The following is a 3,827-nucleotide window of genomic DNA, read 5'->3' on the forward strand; positions in this document are numbered from 1 at the left end:
CTTCAGGTGCTGCAGCAGGTTCACCGAACCCAGGTTGCAGACAGCCGTTTCGGTGTCGCTGGTGTTGAGCGTGATCTCGGTGCACAGGTTGGACGAGTGCACGACGCCGGCATGCTGCTGGGGCGAGCGCACGTTGCAGGCATCCTTGAACGTGATCCACGGATGGCCGGTCTCGAACAGCATCGAGAGCATCTTGCGCCACAGGTCGTTGGCGGCGATGGTCTTGCTCGGCTTGATCTCGCCGCGCTTCGCCTTCTCTTCGTAGGCCACGTAGGCCTTTTCGAAGTCGGCGCCGAACTTGTCGTGCAGGTCGGGCACGTTGGACGGCGAGAACAGCGTCCACTCGCCCTTTTCCATCACGCGGCGCATGAACAGGTCGGGAATCCAGTTGGCCGTGTTCATGTCGTGCGTGCGGCGGCGATCGTCCCCGGTGTTCTTGCGCAGCTCCAGGAATTCCTCGGCGTCCAGGTGCCAGGTTTCCAGGTAGGCGCAGACGGCGCCCTTGCGCTTGCCGCCCTGGTTGACGGCCACGGCCGTGTCGTTGACCACCTTCAGGAACGGCACCACGCCCTGGGACTCGCCGTTGGTGCCCTTGATGTGCGAGCCGAGGGCGCGCACGCGCGTCCAGTCGTTGCCCAGGCCGCCGGCGAACTTGGACAGCAGGGCGTTTTCCTTGATCGATTCGTAGATGCCGTCGAGGTCGTCCGGCACCGTCGTGAGGTAGCAGGAGGACAACTGCGAGCGCAGCGTGCCGCTGTTGAACAGTGTGGGCGTCGACGACATGAAGTCGAAGCTCGACAGCACTTCGTAGAACTCGATGGCACGGGCTTCGCGGTCGATCTCGTTGAGCGACAGGCCCATGGCCACGCGCATGAAGAAGGCCTGTGGCAGCTCGATGCGGCTCTTGCGCACGTGCAGGAAGTAGCGGTCGTACAGGGTCTGCAGGCCCAGGTAGTCGAACTTCAGGTCGCGGTCGGACTTCAGGGCGGCGCCCAGGCGCTTGAGGTCGTACTGCAGCAGCTTTTCGTCCAGCAGCTCGTTGTCGACGCCCTTTTTGATGTACAGCGGGAAGTTGTCGGCGTAGGCTTCGGCGCGCTCGGCCGGCGCCACCTCGCGGCCGACCACTTCCTTGAAGATCGTGTGCAGCAGCAGGCGCGCGGTGACGAAGGTGTAGTCGGGTTCCTTCTCGATCAGCGTGCGGGCGGCCAGGATGGAGGCCTTGTAGACCTCGTCCAGCGGCACGCCGTCGTACAGGTTGCGCATGGTCTCGGCGGCGATCGGGTCCGGCTTGACGTCGCTGCCCAGGCCTGCGCAGGCCGAGACGATCAGCGCCTGCAGGCCGTCCAGGTCGAGCGGCACGCGCTGGCCGGCGTCGAGCACGTGGAACTTGGGCGTAGCCGGCGTCTCGTGCTGGACCTGCTTGGCGCGCTCCTGGGCGCGGCGCTCGCGGTACAGCACGTAGGCACGCGCCACTTCATGGTGGCCGCTGCGCATCAGGCCGAGTTCGGCGGCGTCTTGCACGTCCTCGATGTGGAAGGTGCCGCCGCCCGGGCGCGAGCGCACCAGCGCCTTCACCACGGCCTGCGTCAGTTGCTCGACCTGCTCGCGCACGCTGGCGGAGGCGGCGCCCTGGGTGCCGTGCACGGCCAGGAACGCCTTCATCATGGCGATGGCGATCTTGTCGGGCGCGAACGGGACGACGGCGCCGTTGCGGCGGATGATCTGGTAGTGGGCCAGCGGGCTGCTGGCGGCGGTGCCAGTGCCCGGCTGCGGGGCGGCGCCAATGGCGCCATGGCCAGGAACGGAGGGAGTGTTCAGGGCAGTTTGCATTGCTTACCTCGGCTGCGGATTGTTCTTCGGGAGGGGACGAAGTGTAATCGTCCCGCACGCGTCAAACCACTATATCTAGTGCCAAACTGCATGACAAGCGCTATAGGTAGCGTTTGGAGCCAAGTCCCAGGTGCACAAACCTGTGGACAGCTTGTTGGCAGCCTGTGGCCCGCGGGCGCGTTCGTGACGTGCTTCACGCAAGCCGCAAGGCGCTGCTGCGGATGCGTTGCCGGGCAGCAACTTGCAGGCTGGCGGTAAGGCCAGACCGCACCCAGCTTGGCGGCGCTCGAAGAGCTGGTGCCCTGCGGTGACCCAGACTACGAAAAAGTGGGGAAGCTGGCATCCGGCCACCCCAGCTGCCGCCGCAACTCATCCCAGTCGAACCCCGCCCCCGGATCCGCCTTGCGCCCCGGCGCGATGTGCTCGTGGCCGGCGACGTGGCGCACCGGATAGCGTTGCGCCAGGCTGGCGCACAGCGCGCCCAGCGCCTCGTACTGCGCCGGCTCGAAGGCCTCGCCTTCCAGGCCTTCCAGTTCGATCCCGACCGAGTCGTCGTTGCAGTTGTCCCGGCCGCGGTAGCTGGAGGCGCCGGCATGCCAGGCGCGCTGGTCGCAGCTGACGAACTGCCACAGCGCGCCGTCGCGGCGCACGAAGAAGTGGGCCGACACCTGCATGCCCGCGATGGTCTTGAAGTACGGGTGGGCGTTCCAGTCCAGCGCGTTGGTGAACAGCTGCCGCACTTCGTCGCCGCCGTAGACACCGGGCGGCAGGCTGATGGAGTGCACCACGACCAGGTCGACTTGCGCGCCGGCCGGGCGCGGGCCGAAGTTGGGCGAATCGCAGCGGCGGGCGAACCGGTACCAGCCGTGGCGCCACAGAGCGTCCTGCGGCGCCGGGGCTTCAGCCGGCTTCGGGCTCATCGGAGTCGTCGCTGCCGGGCGTGGCGATGGCCAGCCGCGCGATGCGGTAGCGGATCTGGCGCAGGCTCAGGCCCAGCTTTTGCGCCGCCGCCGTGCGGTTGAAGCCGGTGTCGCGCAGCGCCTTGACCAGGATGTCGCGCTCCTGCTGGTCCAGCCAGGCTTGCAGGTCGGTCGGCGCCGCCGCCACGCCGGCCGGCTCCGCTGCCGTGACGGCAACCGAAGAGGGCGCGAAATCCACCTGCAGCTGGGTGCCGTCGGACAGGGCCAGCGCGCGGTGCAGCAGGTTCTCCAGTTCGCGCACGTTGCCCGGCAGCGGATGCTCCTGCAGCTGCTGCACCACCTGCGGCGACAGGTGCGGCGCCGCCATCCCCGACTCGTGGGCGATGCGCGCCAGCAGTGCCTCGCACAACGCCGCCAGGTCTTCGCGCCGCTCGCGCAGCGGCGGCAGCAGGATCTCGATCACGTTCAGGCGGTAGAACAAGTCCTGCCGGAACCGTCCGGCCTGCACGTCGGCGGCCAGGTCGCGGTGGGTGGCGCTGACGATGCGAACGTCCACCGCGTCTTCCTGGGTGGAGCCGAGCGCGCGCACCTGGCGCTCCTGGATCGCCCGCAGCAGCTTGGACTGCATGGGCAAAGGCAGGTCGCCGATCTCGTCCAGGAACAGCGTGCCGCCGCGCGCGGCCTGGAAATAGCCTTCGCGGTCGGCGGTGGCGCCGGTGTACGAGCCCTTGCGGGCGCCAAAGAACTCGGCTTCCAGCAGGGTTTCCGGGATCGCGCTGCAGTTGACGGCGATGAAGGCGCCGTCGGCGCGGTGGCTGCAGGCATGCAGGGCCCGCGCCGCCAGCTCCTTGCCGGTGCCGGACTCGCCGCGCACCAGCACCGGCGCCATGCTGCGCGCCACCTTGGCGATGCGTTCCTTGACCTGCCGCATCGGCGCCGAGTCGCCCACCAGCCGCTGCAGCGCGGCGCTGCCCGAAGGCGTTGCGAGCGCCGGGCTGGCCACGGCGGCGCGTCCGGGGGGGCGGCCGCGCGCGGCCGCCGTCTCCTGCACGGCGGAAGCCACGACGGCGCGGAACT

3 protein-coding genes are annotated in these 3,827 nt (G+C 68.7%); all 3 read right to left on the bottom strand.

Annotated features, from left to right (window positions below; genetic code table 11):
* On the bottom strand, window positions 1-1,830 hold a 1,830-nt coding region (locus JWP65_RS01405), incomplete at its 3' end, for a ribonucleoside-diphosphate reductase subunit alpha (protein WP_299759638.1).
* A gap of 317 nt (window positions 1,831-2,147) precedes the next feature.
* Window positions 2,148-2,750: a 1,6-anhydro-N-acetylmuramyl-L-alanine amidase AmpD gene (ampD, locus tag JWP65_RS01410; protein WP_299759640.1), complete on the bottom strand. Its 603-nt coding sequence runs from the start codon at window positions 2,748-2,750 to the stop codon at window positions 2,148-2,150.
* Window positions 2,731-3,827, bottom strand: a 1,097-nt coding sequence (locus tag JWP65_RS01415) for a sigma 54-interacting transcriptional regulator (protein WP_299759642.1), incomplete at its 5' end; no start/stop codon positions are given. The genes ampD and JWP65_RS01415, both read right to left, overlap by 20 nt.

This window comes from Ramlibacter sp. (assembly GCF_028292805.1).
Taxonomy (GTDB): Bacteria; Pseudomonadota; Gammaproteobacteria; order Burkholderiales; family Burkholderiaceae_C; genus Ramlibacter.